Origin of the sequence: Pseudomonas rustica, assembly GCF_018336155.1 — a bacterium.
Taxonomy (GTDB): Bacteria; Pseudomonadota; Gammaproteobacteria; order Pseudomonadales; family Pseudomonadaceae; genus Aquipseudomonas; species Aquipseudomonas rustica.
Genome location: NZ_JAGYHF010000011.1, coordinates 14,858 through 31,550 on the forward strand (window position 1 = coordinate 14,858; position 16,693 = coordinate 31,550).

The 16,693-nt window shown below is 60.4% G+C and carries 17 protein-coding genes; 12 read left to right on the forward strand and 5 right to left on the reverse strand.

Annotated elements, in window-relative coordinates; all coding sequences use genetic code 11:
• Position 1 precedes the first annotated feature (1 nt).
• The 3 genes from KFS80_RS20550 to KFS80_RS20560 all read right to left on the reverse strand — a co-directional run bounded on the left by KFS80_RS20550 (position 2) and on the right by KFS80_RS20560 (position 2,956).
• The gene (locus KFS80_RS20550; RefSeq protein ID WP_053124198.1) at positions 2 to 643 is read right to left on the reverse strand and encodes an oxidoreductase; all 642 of its coding nucleotides are present in this window, start codon (positions 641 to 643) and stop codon (positions 2 to 4) included.
• Positions 644 to 670: 27 nt separating this feature from the next.
• On the reverse strand, positions 671 to 2,398 hold the full coding sequence (locus KFS80_RS20555) for a C13 family peptidase (RefSeq protein ID WP_053124196.1): 1,728 nt from the start codon (positions 2,396 to 2,398) through the stop codon (positions 671 to 673).
• A 102-nt stretch (positions 2,399 to 2,500) separates the two neighbouring features.
• Positions 2,501 to 2,956: a MaoC family dehydratase gene (locus KFS80_RS20560; RefSeq protein ID WP_034153755.1), complete on the reverse strand. Its 456-nt coding sequence runs from the start codon at positions 2,954 to 2,956 to the stop codon at positions 2,501 to 2,503.
• 191 nt (positions 2,957 to 3,147) lie between these two features.
• On the opposite strand from KFS80_RS20560, the gene KFS80_RS20565 reads away from it, so the two are divergent.
• From KFS80_RS20565 to KFS80_RS20575, 3 genes are read left to right on the forward strand one after another with little or no spacing between them, the layout of a single operon-like run.
• Positions 3,148 to 3,510, forward strand: a complete 363-nt coding sequence (locus KFS80_RS20565; protein ID WP_212545739.1) for a CidA/LrgA family protein — start codon at positions 3,148 to 3,150, stop codon at positions 3,508 to 3,510.
• Complete coding sequence (locus KFS80_RS20570; protein WP_053124192.1) at positions 3,510 to 4,226, forward strand: LrgB family protein; 717 nt, start codon at positions 3,510 to 3,512, stop codon at positions 4,224 to 4,226. The genes KFS80_RS20565 and KFS80_RS20570 overlap by 1 nt, the downstream gene beginning before the upstream one ends.
• Before the next feature lie 10 nt (positions 4,227 to 4,236).
• A complete protein-coding gene (locus KFS80_RS20575) occupies positions 4,237 to 4,827 on the forward strand; it encodes an LON peptidase substrate-binding domain-containing protein (RefSeq protein WP_053124190.1) in 591 nt (196 codons plus the stop codon).
• A 123-nt stretch (positions 4,828 to 4,950) separates the two neighbouring features.
• Here KFS80_RS20575 and KFS80_RS20580 read toward each other — a convergent pair whose 3' ends face one another.
• Positions 4,951 to 6,267, reverse strand: a complete 1,317-nt coding sequence (locus KFS80_RS20580) for a bifunctional DedA family/phosphatase PAP2 family protein (RefSeq protein ID WP_212545740.1) — start codon at positions 6,265 to 6,267, stop codon at positions 4,951 to 4,953.
• Between the two features lie 115 nt (positions 6,268 to 6,382).
• Positions 6,383 to 7,078 (reverse strand): DNA-3-methyladenine glycosylase, encoded by a 696-nt coding sequence (locus KFS80_RS20585; RefSeq protein ID WP_212545741.1) that lies wholly within the window; start codon positions 7,076 to 7,078, stop codon positions 6,383 to 6,385.
• Between the two features lie 177 nt (positions 7,079 to 7,255).
• On the opposite strand from KFS80_RS20585, the gene KFS80_RS20590 reads away from it, so the two are divergent.
• From KFS80_RS20590 to KFS80_RS20630, 9 genes are all read left to right on the forward strand, one after another.
• Entirely contained in the window at positions 7,256 to 8,527 is a 1,272-nt protein-coding gene (locus KFS80_RS20590) for a glutamate-5-semialdehyde dehydrogenase (RefSeq protein ID WP_212545742.1), read from the forward strand.
• Positions 8,496 to 9,218: a nicotinate-nucleotide adenylyltransferase gene (gene nadD / locus KFS80_RS20595; protein WP_246541964.1), complete on the forward strand. Its 723-nt coding sequence runs from the start codon at positions 8,496 to 8,498 to the stop codon at positions 9,216 to 9,218. The genes KFS80_RS20590 and nadD overlap by 32 nt, the downstream gene beginning before the upstream one ends.
• A 72-nt stretch (positions 9,219 to 9,290) precedes the next feature.
• Positions 9,291 to 9,785: a ribosome silencing factor gene (rsfS, locus tag KFS80_RS20600; protein ID WP_053124176.1), complete on the forward strand. Its 495-nt coding sequence runs from the start codon at positions 9,291 to 9,293 to the stop codon at positions 9,783 to 9,785.
• Between the two features lie 9 nt (positions 9,786 to 9,794).
• On the forward strand, positions 9,795 to 10,262 hold the full coding sequence (gene rlmH / locus KFS80_RS20605; RefSeq protein ID WP_003185785.1) for a 23S rRNA (pseudouridine(1915)-N(3))-methyltransferase RlmH: 468 nt from the start codon (positions 9,795 to 9,797) through the stop codon (positions 10,260 to 10,262).
• A 10-nt stretch (positions 10,263 to 10,272) separates the two neighbouring features.
• Positions 10,273 to 12,168 (forward strand): penicillin-binding protein 2, encoded by a 1,896-nt coding sequence (mrdA, locus tag KFS80_RS20610; protein WP_053124174.1) that lies wholly within the window; start codon positions 10,273 to 10,275, stop codon positions 12,166 to 12,168.
• 31 nt (positions 12,169 to 12,199) lie between these two features.
• The gene (gene rodA / locus KFS80_RS20615) at positions 12,200 to 13,303 is read left to right on the forward strand and encodes a rod shape-determining protein RodA (RefSeq protein WP_053124173.1); all 1,104 of its coding nucleotides are present in this window, start codon (positions 12,200 to 12,202) and stop codon (positions 13,301 to 13,303) included.
• A 17-nt stretch (positions 13,304 to 13,320) separates the two neighbouring features.
• A complete protein-coding gene (mltB, locus tag KFS80_RS20620) occupies positions 13,321 to 14,331 on the forward strand; it encodes a lytic murein transglycosylase B (RefSeq protein ID WP_053124170.1) in 1,011 nt (336 codons plus the stop codon).
• Positions 14,331 to 15,344, forward strand: coding sequence for a septal ring lytic transglycosylase RlpA family protein (locus tag KFS80_RS20625; RefSeq protein ID WP_159814959.1), 1,014 nt, complete (start codon positions 14,331 to 14,333; stop codon positions 15,342 to 15,344). The genes mltB and KFS80_RS20625 overlap by 1 nt, the downstream gene beginning before the upstream one ends.
• Before the next feature lie 190 nt (positions 15,345 to 15,534).
• On the forward strand, positions 15,535 to 16,692 hold the full coding sequence (locus KFS80_RS20630; protein WP_053124166.1) for a D-alanyl-D-alanine carboxypeptidase family protein: 1,158 nt from the start codon (positions 15,535 to 15,537) through the stop codon (positions 16,690 to 16,692).
• The last annotated feature ends 1 nt before the right edge of the window (position 16,693 follow it).

A 16,693-nucleotide genomic window follows, 5' to 3' on the forward strand; every position in this document is an offset into this window, starting at 1 on the left:
ATTATTTGCCGAGTTTGCGCAAATCATCCGACTCAATCACCCGAACCCCATCCTGTTCTTCCAGCGCCAATCGCCACATCGCCCGCGCCAGTTGGCACGCTTCGATGCCGCGATATTTACCCGGAATCAGCTTCGACAACGGCCCGGCTAATTGCTCGGCCAGACGCGGTTCAGTGCGTTCGCCCAACAACAGCGAAGGCCGGCAAATGGTCAGCTGCGGCCAGTCCTGCGCGCGCAGTGCCTGCTCCATTTCGCCTTTGACGCGGTTATAGAACACCGATGACTTCGGATCCGCGCCGATCGCGCTGATCACGATCAGATGCCGCGCGCCCATCTCCCGCGCGCGCTTGGCAAACGCCACGACCATGTCCAGATCGACCGCGCGAAACGCCGCTTCGGAGCCTGCCTGTTTGATCGTCGTACCGAGGCAGCAATAGGCGATATCGACGCGGCCGCTGAGTTGCGGCAGAAACGCCTGTGGATCGCCGACCGGGTTTTCCAGGTGCGGATGTTCCGCCAATGGCCGACGCGACGGGGCGAGCACGCGAGAAATCGTTGGCTCGTTGAGCAAACGGTCGAGTAGATGTTCACCGGTCAAACCGGTGGCTCCGGCAAGCAATACGTGCTGAGGCGTCAAGTACATAGTGTCTCTCCCTTGATACTGTTCAGCTTAGTTGCTCTTTGTCGCTCCGTCGTTCAATGCAGCACTTTGCAAAGCTTTTCTTGCTTGTTGTTTGCGCAGCGTTTGCCAGTGCGACAGCACGGTTTTCGGCGCCCAGATCTGCGGCTCCGAGGCTTCGAAATTGTCCGCCAGTTCACGCTCGGCGACGGTGGCCTTGGCCAGTTTGAAGGCTTGCTCCAGATCATCGGTCTGGTTCAGTGCCTGGGCGAACAGTGCATCGCCGAAGTAGGTGAAATTGGCCTCTTCCGAGCAACCGAAGGACACCCGATCGGCGCGCGAGGCGGTCATGATCAGCGTGCGTTCGTCTTTCAGCGCCGGGATGAAACCGCCGGAGTAGCAAGAGGAAATCACGATGATTTTGTCGCGGTTTTTCAGCGGCGCGAGCACAGCGGCGAGTTCGTCAGCGGGCAGGTCGGCCAGTTCCATGCGCGGTTGATCGAGCACCAGTTCATGTTCGGCGGTGCCGTGGCTGGTCAGGTAGATAAACAGCAGATCTTCCGGGCCAGTACGTTCAGCGAGGGTTTGCGCGGCACGGCGCAGGTTCTCGCGGGTGGCCATCGGTCGGTCGGCGAGGTGGTCGCGATGGTTGACCAAGCGGATCTGGCCATAAGCACCGAACCGCGTGCGGAGCATATTGGCGACGAAGTCCGATTCGCGCAGGAACACGCTTTGCTTGCCGTCGCCGCCTAGAGTCAGCGTGTACAACTCGACGGCCGGGGTTGACGCCGGGATGGCGGCCAACGCTTCATCGAGCAAACGGCCCTGCGCGAGCAAACCGAGTTCGAGGGTGTCGGGCAACAGCTTGCCATCGGCGTCACGCACGCGCTGGCCGTTGATCCAGGTGCCGCTCATGACGCTGCCATCGGTCAGCACCAACGTGCCGCGCCCTGCGTAGCTGTCGTTGTCGAAACCGCCGATGTAGAAACTGCCATCAGACAGATTCAAACGGCCCGGCCCGCTGAAGCGCCAATCGCTGAACGAGCCGATGTAATGGCTGCCGTCGGCGCCGATCAGTTCGCCCTTGCCGGTCAGCGCGCCTTCTTTGAACTGGCCGAGCCAGACATCGCCGTCAGCGTTTTCGTAGCGGCCCTTGCCGTGCAATTGATTGTTCTTGAAGCCGCCGACGTAGATGTCACCGTCAGCGCTGTTGAACGTGCCATTGCCTTCCAGCTGACCGTTGACGAAATGCCCGCTGAACGTGTTGCCGCTGGAGTCGCCACGCTGGCCTTCGCCGTTGGGTTTGCCGTGGGCGAACTGGCCTTGATAGGAGCTGCCGTCGTCCATTTCCAGACGACCGAGTCCGGAATACTGGTCAGCCTTGAACTCGCCACGGTAGGTCATGGCGTTTTCTTTCAGCGTGCCTTCACCGTCGCGTCGGCCCTGTTTGAAACCACCGGTGTAGCTGCTGGCGTTGGTGGTCAGGCTGCCCTGACCGTCGAACAAGCCTTGCTGGAACTGGCCGCGATAGACCTCGCCATTGCTGCCGTGCCATTCGCCCTGACCATGCCACTGACCTTTGTCGAATTGCCCGGCGTACCAACTGCCATTGGGATAATCGACGCGCCCCTGACCTTGCAGCAAGCCATCGACCAGTTCGCCACGATAGCGTCCGCCGTCCGGCAGACGCGCATCCGGGGGCAACAGCGATTCGCCGTCGCCGCACGCGGTGAGCATCAGGGTCAAGGCAATGGGTGCGAGGGAAGCGAGTGAGCGCATAGCGGGATCCGGGCAATTAGGCGACCGAGTATGCCGCAGCTATGCGTCGCATATATAGAGACGTGACGCGAAACAGCGTGCGCTGCTTCGCATCCGGAACGCTTAGACGAAGCAGAGCGACAGTGGCTCAGCGATATAGGCCGGTTTGTCCGAGCCTTCTATCTCCAGCGTTGCGGTGGCTTTGAGCAACCACTGGCCGGGTTTTTTCTCGGTCACTTCGCCCAGATCGACCTTGAGACGAACTTTCGAATTGACCTTCACTGGCTGGATGAAACGCACGCTGTCCAGACCGTAGTTGACGACCATCTTCACGCCTTGCGGCAGGACGAGGATGTCTTCCATCAATTTCGGGATCAGCGACAACGACAGGAAACCGTGGGCAATGGTGCTGCCAAATGGCGTTTGCGCGGCTTTGACCGGGTCGACGTGAATGAACTGATAATCCCCGGTGGCTTCGGCGAACAGGTTGATGCGCTCCTGATCGATGGTGAGCCATTCGGAACGTCCGAGTTCCTTGCCGACATAATCTTTGAGCTCTGCAACTGGAACGTAGGGCATTGAGACTCTCCTTGGGTTCATCGGTTTTATAGTTTTTCAGGTCGGGGATTTGACCGCCCTGCGAACCACTGTAGATCAACATGGCAATTTGCTGCGGTCAACTGACCATGCTTTTGGCGAATGCCGATCCATAGCGCAGGCGTGCTTATAATGCCGGCGATGAACGGGAGAGAGACGGGGAGAGAAGTCGGATGTTGTTACGTGGCCTGACCATGCTGGTGCTGTTTCAACTGCTCGGCACGGCACTCAATCATTTGCTGTTGCCGGTGCTGCCGGGGCCGATTATCGGCCTGCTGCTGTTGCTGATCTTCCTGATCATTCGCGGTGAAGTCGGCGAACCGCTGAACCTCGCGGCCGGCAGTCTGCTGCGTTATCTGCCGTTGCTGCTGGTGCCGCCAGCGGTGGGGGTGATGGTGTATGCGAGCGACATTGCCGCTGATTTTTGGGCAATCGCCGGTGCGCTGGTGTTGTCGCTGGTCTTGTCGATGGCCTTCGCCGGTGTGCTGATGCAGCGCATGGTCAAGCGTCACGCGCCGCCGTCGGAGGAGTCCTGATGCTCTTCGATTGGCAAGGTGCCTGGGCCTCCGTAATCCATCATCCATTGTTCGGCATCGGCATCACCCTCGGCGCCTATCAACTGGTGTTGGCGGCGTTCGAGAAAACCCGCTGGATCTTTCTGCAACCGGTGCTGGTCTCCATGCTGTTGGTGATCGGCGTATTGGTCGGCTGCGGCCTGACCTACGCCGAATACCGCAAGAGCACCGAGATCCTCAGCATTCTGCTCGGCCCGGCGACCGTGGCACTGGCGGTGCCGCTGTATCTCAACCTGCGGCGCATTCGCCAATTGTTCTGGCCGATTTTTACTACGCTGGTGATAGGCGGGGTGGTCGCTACCGGCATGGGCGTGCTGTTGGGCTGGTGGTTCGGCGCCGAGCACATGATCTTGATGACCATGGCGCCGAAGTCGGTGACCTCGCCGATCGCCATGCTGGTCGCCGAACAGATCGGCGGCGTCGCGGCGCTGGCAGCGGTATTCGTGTTGATCACCGGGGTGATCGGCGCGATTTTCGGCCCGGCGCTGTTGACCCGTCTGGGCGTACACAGCCCCGAAGCGCGCGGCATGGCGCTGGGCATGACCGCCCACGCGGTCGGCACCTCGGTGGCGTTGCAGGAAAGTGATGAGTGCGGCGCGTTTGCGGCGCTGGCGATGAGTCTGATGGGCGTGGCCACGGCGGTGTTCCTGCCGTTGGCGGTGTCGATGGTGGTGTAAGGAAATGTCTATGAGTCTGCCGCTTTTTCCGCTGAACACAGTGCTGTTTCCCGGCTGCAACCTCGACTTGCAGATCTTCGAGGCGCGCTACCTCGATATGATCGGCCGCTGCATGAAGCAGGGCGGCGGTTTCGGCGTGGTGTGCATTCTGCAGGGCAGCGAAGTCGGGCTGGCGCCGGAGGGCTATGCGCTGGTCGGTTGCGAGGCGCGCATCACCGATTTCCAGCAACAGGACAACGGCTTGCTGGGGATTCGCGTGCAGGGCGGGCGGCGTTTCAACGTGTTGCGCACTGAAGTGCAGCGCGATCAGTTGATTCTTGCCGACGTCGAATGGCTCGACGATGAACCCGAGCAACCGCTGCAGGACGAGGACGCCGATCTGGTCGCGCTGCTCAAAGCGCTGGCCGAACACCCGATGGTCGAAGCGCTGAACATGGGCACTGACGCGCTCGGTCAGCAGTCGTTGGCCAATCAGTTGGCGTATCTGCTGCCGTTCGCCGAAGAAGACAAGATCGATCTGCTGCAACTCGACGATCCGCAACAGCGACTGGATGCGATCCAGGCGCTGCTTGATGAGTTGCAGGGCGAGTTGTTTGCCTGAAACATCGTAAAAGATCGCAGCCTGCGGCAGCTCCTACACTGTTTGATTTCACATGCGCGCGATGTGTCGGGCGTGAAATGAAATCCCATGTAGGAGCTGCCGAAGGCTGCGATTTTTTGATCTTCAATACGCGTAACGCAACATCGTGTTCGGCAAATGCCTAAACACAAACAAACTGAACAACACCAGCAACGCTGGCAAAATCAGCCACCAGACCTTGAACGGCATGGCATTCAGCGGCTCTTTGCGCTGGCTCAACCACAACCCCGCCGCACACACGCACGCCGCGAGCATCGCGCCGGCGAGAATATCCGTCGGCCAATGCGCCCCCAGATACACCCGCGACAAGGCAATCGACAGAGCCGGAATGCAACCGACAAACAGCCAGGTCAGGCGCATGCGTGGCGGTTGGCCGCGACCAGCCAACACCGCGAGCACCAGAAACAGCGCGAACGACCCCGACGCGTGGCCGCTCGGCATGCTGTAACTGGTCAGCGGATCACTCAGTACTTCCGGACGCACCCGCGCGAAAAACATCTTGGTGCCGGTATTGAGCATCGCTGTGCAGAGCAACACGCCGCCGGCAAAGATTGCCTGGCGCCATTGCCGGCACAGCAGCAACAGACCGGTGAGCAGGGCGCTGAACATCAGCATGTTGCGGAATTCGCCGATCAGGGTGAACGTCACCGCGATCTCATCGAGCAGCGGCTGGCGATGCTCCTGCACCAGCGTCATCACGCCTTGGTCGAGCGCCGTCAGGTACGGGTAACCAATGAACAGGCCAATCAGAATCAACAGGCTCATGCTGCTGATCCAGATCGTCGCGCGACGATGGCGGCGCAGGCTGCTGTTGACGCTGAGGCCGACCATGACCGCAATGCTTGCCGCGACTATCCCGGCCTGTAGCCAGAAACCTTCCGGCAGCGGCAGACGAATCGCCGCGCCAGTGGCCCAGCCTGGCAGCAGATAGGCGACGCTCCAGCCGGCGGCGGCCAGAAGACTGACGGCGGCAAAACGCGGGAACGGCATGTCGCACATGCCGGCGACCATTGGCAGCATTGGTCGCAACGGGCCGATAAAGCGACCGACCAGCAGACTGGCGATGCCATATCGCTGGAAATAGCTTTCTGCGCCGGCCATCCATTCCGGGTGATGGCGCAAGCCCGGCAGACGGCGGATGTTCTGGTGGAAGTGGCGACCGAGGAAATACGAAATCGCATCGCCGAGAATCCCGCCGAGGAAACCCAGCAGCAAGGTTTCGCTCAACGACAGCGCACCGCTGCCGGCCAACACGGCCACGGCAAACAACAACACCGTGCCGGGCACGATCAATCCGGCAATCGCCAGGCATTCCACGCAGGCAACAATGAACACCGCTACGGCCAGCCACTCCGGATTGGCCGCCAGCCAACCGGTCACGCTATCGAGCCATGGGCCCATACCAAAAAACTCCAAACCATTGATGATCCCCTGTAGGAGCTGCCGAAGGCTGCGATCTTTGTTTTTAAAAGATCAAAAGATCGCAGCCTTCGGCAGCTCCTACAGGGGTTTGTGTTTACAGCAAAAAATAATCCCGGCCTTCGACCTGACCGCGGCGCAGCGGGTTCCGCGTGCACCATTGCGCATAAGCGCCGTCGACGAAGCGGTACATCAGGTGTTCGTCACGGCCATGGGGGATGCCCAGTCGCGTGGTTTGAACAATCTGCGACGGCGCCGGGCCGGTGTCTTCGACCAGAATCAATTCGTGATCGAAACGCTTGGCGTCCCACATCGGCACCTTTAACCCCAGCGCCTTGCACAGCAAAGTCTGCCCGGCACAGAGTTTCTGCGACGGTCGCGCACGCCCTTGAGCGTCAGGATTGTTCAGCAGCATCTGCGCCAGGCTCGCCGGCCCGCTGACTTCATCGACCCATGGATAGGCCGATTTAATCAGCACGGCATTGCCCGGGCCCTGTGCGCTGAAATTCAGCGAATCACCGCCTCGGGCGTAATACATATAGATGTGTCCGCCATCCAGAAACAAAGCCTTACGCTTTTCTGTGTAACCGAGCGAGGCATGGCTGCCTTTCTCTGCGCAGTAATAGGCTTCGGTTTCGATGATCCGCGCGCTCAGCCAAAGACCGCCAACGCGATGGCGAATGACTTTGCCGAGCAGATCCTTGGCGAGGACTTGTGCGTCACGGTCGAAAAAAGCGTCGGCAAGCCCCGCAGGCTGGCGCTCGGCGCTGGCGCGAACAGTCAGGTTGGACATGGCAAACGATGTTTATCCGGGCTGATGAGGTCGTGATGATAACAATTCAATGCTTAATTACGGCTGAACGTCGGCAAATTGCAGTCCATTTCGACCATCCGCCCGTCACCGCTGTTAGTCCCGGGACGCGACAGCTATAATCTGCCGCTTTCCTCTTTGCCAAGACCCCAGCAGACCATGACTGAGTCCGTTCTTGACTACATGACCCGATTGGGTCGCGCCGCCCGCGAAGCTTCCCGGGTCATCGGCCGTGCCAGCACCGCGCAGAAAAACCGCGCCCTGCAGGCTGCTGCCAATGCCTTGGACGCCGCTCGCGCCGAGCTTGCTGCAGCCAATGAGCAGGATCTGGCCGCCGGTCGCGCCAATGGTCTGGAACCGGCACTGCTGGAGCGTCTGGAACTGACCCCGGCGCGCATCGACGGCATGATCGTCGGCCTGCGTCAGGTGGCAGCGCTACCGGATCCGGTCGGCGCGATCCGTGACATGAGTTTTCGCCCGTCGGGCATTCAAGTCGGCAAGATGCGCGTGCCGCTGGGCGTGATCGGGATCATCTATGAATCCCGGCCGAACGTGACCATCGATGCCGCCAGCCTGTGCCTGAAGTCCGGGAATGCGACGATTCTGCGCGGTGGCTCCGAAGCGATTCACTCCAACCGGGCGATTGCCGCGTGCATTCAGCGCGGACTGGCCGAGGCAGAACTGCCGGCGGCGGTGGTGCAAGTGGTCGAAACCACCGACCGTGCCGCCGTTGGCGCGATGATCACCATGCCTGAGTACGTCGACGTGATCGTGCCGCGAGGTGGCCGTGGCCTGATCGAACGCATCAGCCGCGATGCCCGTGTGCCGGTGATCAAACACCTGGACGGCATCTGCCATGTTTACGTGAGTGCCCACGCCGATCTGGCGAAAGCCCAGCGCATTGCCTTCAACGCCAAGACTTATCGTTACGGTATTTGCGGTGCGATGGAGACGTTGCTGGTCGATCAAACTGTTGCCAAGGATTTCCTGCCGGCGATGGCCGCTCGGTTCCGCGAAAAAGGCGTCGAACTGCGTGGTTGCGAGCGCACCCGGGCAATCATCGAAGCGGTCGCGGCCAGTGAAGACGACTGGAACACTGAATATCTGGCGCCGATTTTGTCGATCCGCGTGGTCGACGGGCTGGATCAGGCAATTGAACACATCAACCATTACGGCTCGCATCACACCGACTCGATCGTCAGCGAAAACCTCGCCGACACCCGCCGGTTTGTGGCGGAAGTCGACTCGGCGTCGGTGATGATCAACACCCCGACGTGCTTCGCCGATGGATTTGAATACGGATTGGGTGCCGAGATCGGCATTTCTACTGATAAGCTGCACGCCCGCGGCCCGGTGGGCCTCGAAGGACTGACCTGCGAGAAGTACATCGTGGTCGGTGATGGCCAGTTGCGCGGCCAGGCGACGGTCTGAGTTGACCGACCTCGACCTGACCACGGTGCCCGCCGGCAAAGACGTTCGACCTCAACGCATTGGCGTTCTGGGCGGCACGTTCGACCCGGTGCACATCGGCCATTTGCGCGGTGGGCTGGAAGTCGCCGAAGCGCTGGCGCTCGACGAGTTGCGCTTGATGCCGAACGCGCGGCCACCGCATCGCGGCATGCCGCAGGTGTCGGCGCAGGATCGGCTGGCGATGGTTGAATGCGCAGTGGCCGGCGTGCCGCCACTGCTGGTGGACGCCCGTGAGTTACAGCGGGACAAGCCGTCCTGGACTATTGATACCCTGGAGTTGATGCGCGCCGAAATGCCCGCCGAGACCCAGGTTTTTCTGCTTTTGGGCTGGGACGCATTTTGCGGCCTGCCCACTTGGCATCGCTGGGAAGAGTTGCTCCAGCATTGCCACATCCTGGTGCTACAGCGCCCGGACGCCGACAGCGAACCGCCGGATGCCTTGCGCAACCTGCTGGCAGCGCGTTCGGTGAGCGACCCGCTGGCCCTGAAAGGGCCGAGCGGACAGATTGCATTCGTCTGGCAGACACCGCTCGCGGTTTCCGCCACCCAGATCCGTCAACTGCTGGCCAGCGGTAAGTCGGTACGTTTCCTGGTGCCCGACGCGGTCCTGGCCTACATCGATGCGCACGGTCTATACCGTGCGTCGAACTGAACAAGGCGTGCTTCACTGATACGAATCACCGTGTCCCCAAGCCGCCGAATACACGAGCAAAACGAGTTTTATATGACTGACAAAGACGTAAGCAAAGTTAAGCGCAAAGGCACGTTCAAGAGCGCACCGCTGCCGGTCGAAGTAAAAACCGGCCCAGAGCTGGCTGGCGAAGAGCTGGTCAAAGTCGCTGTCGCTGCCCTTGAAGACGTCAAGGCGCAAGACATCCAGATCCTGGATGTTCGCGACAAGCAAAGCATCACCGACTTCATGATCATCGCCACCGGTACCTCCAACCGCCAGATCGGCGCGATGCTGGACAAGGTTCGCGAAGCGGTCAAAGCCCAGGGCGTCAAGCCATTGGGTGAAGAAGGCAAGGGCGACAGCGACTGGGTTCTGCTGGATATGGACGACGTGATCGTGCACATGATGACCGCCTCGGCGCGTCAGTTCTACGACCTGGAGCGTCTGTGGGCCGGCGCCGAGCAAAGCCGTGCGGCGGATGCAAAGCATCACAGCCCGGAAAACACCCACGAGCATTTCACCAAGCTCAACAAAGACCAGCTGTAAGGGATTGCTGTGCGACTGCGCCTGATCGCCGTCGGTTCACGCATGCCCAAATGGGTGGAAGAAGGCTGGCATGAATATGCCAAGCGTCTTCCTTCCGAGCTGGCGCTGGAACTGGTGGAAATTCCGCTCAACACCCGTGGCAAGAATGCCGACGTGGCCCGCTTCATCCGTCAGGAAGGCGAAGCCATGCTGGCCAAGGTCGGGCCGAATGAGCGAATTGTGACCCTCGAAGTCCATGGCAAGCCCTGGAGCACCGAGCAGCTTGCGGTCGAACTCGATCGTTGGCGGCTGGATTCGCGCACGGTCAATTTCATGGTCGGTGGCCCGGAAGGGCTGGCGCCGGAAGTCTGTGCCCGCGCTGATCAACGCTGGTCGTTGTCGCCGCTGACGTTGCCGCACCCGCTGGTGCGGATTCTGATCGGCGAACAGTTGTACCGTGCCTGGACCGTGCTGTCCGGTCACCCTTACCACAAGTAATCCTGCCCTCATGTCTCAGCCGATCCGCATCAAGGACCACGAAAAGGACGCACGCCTGGTGCGTAGCCGCGTCGTGTTCGGGGCCGTGGCGATTGTGCTGTTGATTGGCGTGTTGATCGCGCGGCTGTATTACTTGCAGGTGATCCAGTACGACTATCACTCGACGCTCTCGGAAAACAACCGCGTCCATGTGCAGCCCATTCCGCCTACGCGCGGGTTGATTTTCGACCGCAACGGCGTGGTGGTGGCGGACAACCGCCCGAGCTTCAGCCTGAGCATGACCCGCGAGCGTTCCGGCGACTGGCAGCAGGTGCTTGACGTCATCGTCGAAGTGCTTGAGCTGACGCCGGAAGACCGGGTGATTTTCGAAAAGCGCATGCGTCAGGGGCGCCGGCCGTTCGAGCCAGTGCCGATCCTGTTCGAGCTGAGCGAAGAACAGATCGCCCGCATCGCGGTGAATCAGTTCCGTCTGCCGGGCGTCGAAGTGGTGGCGCAATTGGTTCGTCACTACCCGCAGGGCGCGCATTTTGCGCACTCGGTGGGTTACATGGGGCGGATCAACGAGAAAGAGCTGAAGAGCCTCGATCCGGTCAACTACAGCGGCACCCACCACATCGGCAAGACCGGCATCGAGCGTTTCTACGAGCCGGAATTGCACGGTCAGGTCGGTTACGAAGAAGTGGAAACCAACGCCCGTGGCCGCGTGTTGCGCGTGCTCAAGCGTACCGATCCGATTCCCGGCAAAGACATCGTTCTGAGCCTGGACATCAAACTGCAGGAAGCCGCCGAAGCCGCACTGGGCGGTCGTCGTGGCGCGGTGGTTGCGCTCGATCCGAAGACCGGCGAAGTGCTGGCGATGGTCAGTCAGCCGAGCTTCGACCCGAACCTGTTCGTCACCGGCATCAGCTTCAAGGCTTACGCCGAGTTGCGCGATTCCATCGACCGGCCGCTGTTCAACCGCGTACTGCGTGGTCTGTACCCGCCGGGCTCGACGATCAAGCCTGCGGTGGCGATTGCCGGCCTCGATTCCGGGGTGATTACGGCGTCGAGCCGAGTGTTCGACCCGGGCTACTACATGCTGCCCAACTACGATCACAAATACCGTAACTGGAACCGCACCGGTGACGGCTTCGTCGACCTCGACACGGCGATCATGCGTTCCAACGACACCTACTTCTATGACCTCGCGCACAAGCTCGGCATCGATCGGTTGTCGGCTTACATGAACAAGTTCGGCATTGGCCAAAAGGTCTCGCTGGACATGTTCGAAGAATCCCCCGGCCTGATGCCATCGCGCGAATGGAAGCGAGCGACGCGCAAGCAGGCCTGGTTCCCGGGCGAAACCCTGATCCTCGGGATCGGCCAGGGCTACATGCAATCAACCCCGCTGCAATTGGCGCAGGCCACCGCGCTGGTCGCCAACAAAGGCATCTGGAACCGTCCGCATCTGGCCAAGTCCCTCGAAGGGCAGAAACCGGTGGACGAAAACCCGATGCCAGACATTGTTCTGCGCGATCCGTCGGACTGGAACAAGGTCAACCACGGCATGCAGCAGGTGATGCATGGCGCGCGGGGGACTGCGCGTAAAGCCGCGATCGGCGCGCAATACCGCATTGCCGGCAAGTCCGGTACCGCGCAAGTTGTGGCGATCAAGCAGGGTGAGAAGTACGACCGCTCCAAGGTTCAGGAGCGCCACCGCGACCACGCCTTGTTCGTCGGTTTCGCCCCGGCTGACGATCCGCGAATCGTTGTTTCGGTGATGGTCGAGAACGGTGAGTCCGGTTCCGGCGTTGCCGCGCCCGTAGTGCGTCAGGTCATGGACGCCTGGCTGCTCGATCCCGAAGGTCGATTGAAGGCCGAATACGCCAGCCCAATCAGTGCGGAGGCTACGGCCCGTGATGAATAATTTTGATCGCATGCTCTCTAGCGAGGATGTGATGCGTCGTCGTGCGACGTTGCTGCAACGTCTGCACATCGATGGCCCGTTGTTGATTCTGTTGCTGATCCTCGCCGCCGGCAGCCTGTTCGTGCTGTATTCAGCGAGTGGCAAGAGCTGGGATCTGCTGGCCAAACAAGCCACCTCGTTTGGCATCGGCCTGGTGTCGATGATCGTCATCGCCCAGCTCGAACCGCGGTTCATGGCGCGTTGGGTGCCGCTCGGTTATGTGGTCGGGGTGGTGCTGCTGATGGTCGTGGACATCATGGGCCACAACGCCATGGGCGCAACGCGCTGGATCAACATTCCCGGGGTGATCCGCTTCCAGCCCTCGGAATTCATGAAGATCCTGATGCCGGCGACCATTGCCTGGTACCTGTCCAAACGCACGTTGCCGCCGCAACTCAAGCACGTCGGTATCAGTTTGATGCTGATCGGTGTGCCGTTTGTGCTGATCGTCCGCCAGCCTGACTTGGGTACTTCGCTGCTGATTCTTGCTGGCGGCGCTTTCGTATTGTTTATGGGTGGCTTGCGCTGGCGCTGGATTCTCAGCGTGCTGGCGGCGGCGATTCCGGTGTCGGTGGCGATGTGGTTTTTCATCATGCACGACTACCAGAAGCAACGGATCCTGACGTTCCTCGATCCGGAAAGCGATCCGTTAGGCACCGGCTGGAACATCATTCAGTCGAAAGCGGCGATCGGCTCCGGCGGCGTGTTCGGCAAAGGCTGGCTGCTCGGTACTCAGTCGCACTTGGATTTTCTGCCGGAAAGCCACACCGACTTCATCATTGCCGTACTGGGCGAAGAGTTCGGCCTGGTGGGCATCTGCGCGTTGTTGCTGATCTATCTATTGCTGATTGGCCGGGGGCTGGTGATCACCGCTCAGGCGCAAACGCTGTTCGGTAAATTGCTTGCCGGTTCGTTGACCATGACGTTTTTTGTTTACGTTTTCGTCAACATCGGTATGGTCAGTGGCCTGTTGCCGGTTGTAGGGGTGCCGTTGCCGTTCATTAGCTACGGAGGAACTTCGCTGGTGACGCTGCTGTCAGCGTTTGGGGTTTTGATGTCGATCCATACCCATCGCAAGTGGATCGCACAGGTTTGAATAAGGTGAAGAGTTCAATGCAAGTAATGCGTGGCTGGGCGACTCGATGCGCGCCGTGGGTTGGCCTGGTTGGCCTCCTTGGGAGCGTGCAGGAAGCGCTGGCCGGCGAATACGAAGGCTCACCTCAGGTGGCCGAGTTCGTCGGTGAAATGACCCGCGATTATGGTTTCGCCGGTGAACAACTGATGGGTGTGTTCCGCGAGGCGCAGCGCAAGCAGTCGATTCTCGACGCCATCTCCCGACCTGCCGAGCGGGTCAAACAGTGGAAAGAATATCGCCCGATGTTCATCACCGACGCGCGCATCGCCCGTGGTGTGGACTTCTGGCGTCAGCACGAGGCTACGCTGGCCCGTGCCGAGCAGGAATACGGCGTGCCGGCACAAGTCATCGTGTCGATCATCGGCGTCGAGACCTTTTTCGGACGTAATACCGGTAATTTTCGGGTGATCGATGCCTTGTCGACGCTCGGTTTCGACTATCCTCCCCGTGCCGAATTTTTCCGCAAGGAACTGCGTGAATTCCTGCTGCTGGCGCGTGAGGAACAGGTCGATCCATTGACCCTCAAAGGCTCGTACGCCGGGGCGATGGGCTTGCCGCAATTCATGCCGAGCAGCTTCCGCGCCTACGCGGTGGATTTTGACGGTGACGGCCACATCAATATCTGGAACAACCCGGACGATGCGATCGGCAGCGTTGCCAGCTATTTCAAACGTCACGGCTGGGTCGCGGGTGAGCCCGTGGTCAGCCGCGCCGATGTCCGTGGCGAGCAGGTCGATGAAGGTCTGACCACCGGCATCGAGCCGACAAAAACGGTCGGAGAGTTGCGGGCGCTGGGCTGGTCAAGTCATGATGCGCTGCGCGATGATATGCCGGTTACTGCATTTCGCCTCGAAGGCGAGAACGGCCCTGAATACTGGATGGGCCTGAAGAATTTCTACGCGATCACGCGTTATAACCGCAGCGTGATGTACGCCATGGCCGTACATCAACTGTCTGAACAGCTGGTACAAGCACGGGGCGTCAAGTAATGCAGGCATTGCCTAACAATAAACCCCTGAAGCTGGTGGCCTTCGCTGCGTTGGCAGTACTGGTCGCCAGTTGCACGACCAGCCGTTCGCCGACGCCGAAAACAACCTCATCCACTGCTGTGCGTGCGCAGCCGGGTCTGGACATCAACCGTGCGCACAAAGACGGCGCACCGTGGTGGGACGTCGATGTCTCGCGTATTCCCGACGCCACACCGACCCTGCACACCGGCCCGTACAAGGCCAACCCGTACACCGTACTGGGCAAAACCTACTTCCCGTTGCAGGAATCCAAGACCTACGTCGCGTCTGGCACGGCGTCCTGGTACGGCACCAAGTTTCACGGTCAGAACACCGCCAACGGCGAGGTCTACGACCTGTACGGCATGAGTGCCGCCCACAAGACATTGCCACTGCCAAGTTACGTTCGGGTGACCAACCTGGACAATAACCGCACAGTGATTCTGCGGGTTAATGACCGTGGGCCGTTCTATTCCGATCGCATCATCGACTTGTCCTACGCCGCCGCGAAAAAACTCGGTTACGCCGAAACCGGCACTGCGCGCGTCAAGGTCGAAGGCATCGATCCGCAGCAATACTGGGCCGCCAAGGGCCGTCCGGCACCGCTGATGCTCAACGAGCCGCAGGTCGCGCAGAACAGCGCGCCGGTGATCACGGCCTCGGCCGGCACCGTCGAGCAATGGACGCCGCCACCGCAGCAACATGCCTCCGACACCGTCCCCGTGCCGATGAGTGCAAAAAAAAACGCTTCTGCAACAGCAACTGGCCAGTATCTGCAGGTGGGCGCGTTCGCCAACCCGGACGCTGCAGAACTCCTGAGGTCGAAGCTCAGCGGGATGGTGAGCGCTCCGGTGTTTATCAGCTCGATCGTGCGCAATCAGCAGACCCTGCATCGGGTTCGCCTGGGGCCGATCGGCTCGCCGGGTGAAATTGCCCAGGTGCAGAACAGCGTGCGCCTGGCCAACCTTGGTTCGCCAAGTGTGGTCACTGAATAAGTAGCAACGTAGAACTTGATTGACGGTTCACCAGCGATTGGGGGGTGAACCAGGTTGTTGGCTCGTCGAAGAACAAAAGCCCGGCAAGGGTGACTGGAGTGAGCAACTGAACCCGCGATGGCCCGTTAGAAAGCCATCTGATTAAATTTTGTCCGCAAGGGCAGTTTCCATTAGCGATTTCGAGAGACGGATGAACATCACCACCTTTGCCAAACGCCTGTGTCTGCTAGTCCCGCTGCTCCTCTCGCCAGCCGCCTTCGCGGCCGAGATGATGCCGTCGCCACCACAACTGGCCGCCAAAGCCTACGTTCTGATGGACGCCAGCAGCGGCAACGTGCTGGTAGAGAACAATGGTGACCAGCGTCTGCCACCGGCCAGCCTGACCAAACTGATGACCGCGTACATCGCGACCCTGGAAATCCGTCGCGGCCAGATCGGTGAAAACGATCCGGTGACCGTCAGCGAAAACGCCTGGCGCACCGGCGGTTCGCGGATGTTCATCAAGGTTGGCTCGCAGGTGACTGTCAGCGACCTGCTGCACGGCATCATCATCCAGTCCGGCAACGACGCCAGCGTCGCGCTGTCCGAGCACATCGCCGGCAGCGAAGACGCATTCGCCGACCTGATGAACAAGACGGTCACCGATCTGGGCATGACCAATACCCACTTCATGAACCCGACCGGTCTGCCAAACCCTGAGCACTACTCGTCGGCTCACGACATGGCGATTTTGGCCCGCGCGATCATCCACGAAGACCCGGCTCACTACGCGATCTACTCGCAGAAAGAGTTCTTCTGGAACGGCATCAAGCAGCCTAACCGCAACCTGCTGCTGTGGCGCGACAAGACCGTTGACGGTCTGAAAACCGGTCACACCGACGAAGCCGGCTACTGCATGGTGTCCTCGGCTGTACGTGACGGCCAGCGTCTGATCGCCGTGGTGTTCGGCACCAACAGCGAAGTGGCTCGCGCCGCTGAAACCCAGAAGCTGCTGACTTACGGTTTCCGCTTCTTCGAAACCCAGACCTTCTATCAGAAGGGCACCGAACTGGCTCAAGCCCCGGTGTGGAAAGGCACCACCAATCAAGTCAAGGCCGGCCTGGCTGAAGACCTGACCATGACCCTGCCAAAAGGCCAGCTGAAGAAGCTCGCTGCGAGCATGACCATGAACCCGCAACTGATCGCGCCTATCGCCAAGGGCGACGTGATCGGTAAAGTCGAAGTCAAACTGGAAGACAAGGTCGTGCACAGCGCTGACCTGATCGCTCTGGATGGCGTCGAGGAGGGTGGTATCTTCCGCCGCATGTGGGATAGCATCCGTCTATTCTTCTTCGGCTTGTTCAACTGAT

Excerpts from the sequence above, each read along its gene's own strand:
- KFS80_RS20550 (WP_053124198.1), bottom strand. The coding sequence starts at position 643 with ATGTACTTGACGCCTCAGCACGTATTGCTTGCCGGAGCCACCGGTTTG.
- KFS80_RS20555 (WP_053124196.1), bottom strand. The coding sequence starts at position 2,398 with ATGCGCTCACTCGCTTCCCTCGCACCCATTGCCTTGACCCTGATGCTC.
- KFS80_RS20560 (WP_034153755.1), bottom strand. The coding sequence starts at position 2,956 with ATGCCCTACGTTCCAGTTGCAGAGCTCAAAGATTATGTCGGCAAGGAA.
- KFS80_RS20565 (WP_212545739.1), top strand. The coding sequence starts at position 3,148 with ATGTTGTTACGTGGCCTGACCATGCTGGTGCTGTTTCAACTGCTCGGC.
- KFS80_RS20570 (WP_053124192.1), top strand. The coding sequence starts at position 3,510 with ATGCTCTTCGATTGGCAAGGTGCCTGGGCCTCCGTAATCCATCATCCA.
- KFS80_RS20575 (WP_053124190.1), top strand. The coding sequence starts at position 4,237 with ATGAGTCTGCCGCTTTTTCCGCTGAACACAGTGCTGTTTCCCGGCTGC.
- KFS80_RS20580 (WP_212545740.1), bottom strand. The coding sequence starts at position 6,267 with ATGGGCCCATGGCTCGATAGCGTGACCGGTTGGCTGGCGGCCAATCCG.
- KFS80_RS20585 (WP_212545741.1), bottom strand. The coding sequence starts at position 7,078 with ATGTCCAACCTGACTGTTCGCGCCAGCGCCGAGCGCCAGCCTGCGGGG.
- KFS80_RS20590 (WP_212545742.1), top strand. The coding sequence starts at position 7,256 with ATGACTGAGTCCGTTCTTGACTACATGACCCGATTGGGTCGCGCCGCC.
- nadD (WP_246541964.1), top strand. The coding sequence starts at position 8,496 with ATGGCCAGTTGCGCGGCCAGGCGACGGTCTGAGTTGACCGACCTCGAC.
- rsfS (WP_053124176.1), top strand. The coding sequence starts at position 9,291 with ATGACTGACAAAGACGTAAGCAAAGTTAAGCGCAAAGGCACGTTCAAG.
- mrdA (WP_053124174.1), top strand. The coding sequence starts at position 10,273 with ATGTCTCAGCCGATCCGCATCAAGGACCACGAAAAGGACGCACGCCTG.
- rodA (WP_053124173.1), top strand. The coding sequence starts at position 12,200 with ATGCGTCGTCGTGCGACGTTGCTGCAACGTCTGCACATCGATGGCCCG.
- mltB (WP_053124170.1), top strand. The coding sequence starts at position 13,321 with ATGCAAGTAATGCGTGGCTGGGCGACTCGATGCGCGCCGTGGGTTGGC.
- KFS80_RS20625 (WP_159814959.1), top strand. The coding sequence starts at position 14,331 with ATGCAGGCATTGCCTAACAATAAACCCCTGAAGCTGGTGGCCTTCGCT.
- KFS80_RS20630 (WP_053124166.1), top strand. The coding sequence starts at position 15,535 with ATGAACATCACCACCTTTGCCAAACGCCTGTGTCTGCTAGTCCCGCTG.